Below are 290 nucleotides of genomic sequence, written 5' to 3' on the forward strand. Positions count from 1 at the left end.
ACGTGGTCGTGGTGGTCAGCGAGTTGTCCGTGCTGGTCAGACAGCTCACGAGCTTCTGCGAGGTGGCATAACGCGCGGTGTCCGACTGCACCGGGATGCTCACGAACTCACCACCGGTCGGAGCGGGCGCGGTGCCGCCGTCCTTGGCGGGGATGGGGATGATGCCGTAGTCGAAGCCGGTCTTCTTGGCGTTGGCGAGCTGCCAGGTGCCGTTCTCCCCGAAGGCGAAGTCACCGGTCGCGAACTCCTGCCAGCTCGTGGTCTGCGTGTTGTTGATGACCGAGGTGGGC

Annotated in this window: 1 protein-coding gene; it reads right to left on the reverse strand. The window is 65.5% G+C overall.

The features are described from left to right. On the reverse strand, positions 1-290 hold a 290-nt coding region (locus HCK04_RS40750), incomplete at both ends, for an extracellular solute-binding protein (protein WP_142652811.1).

It is taken from the genome of Microbispora sp. CL1-1 (assembly GCF_012034195.1).
GTDB lineage: Bacteria > Actinomycetota > Actinomycetes > Streptosporangiales > Streptosporangiaceae > Microbispora.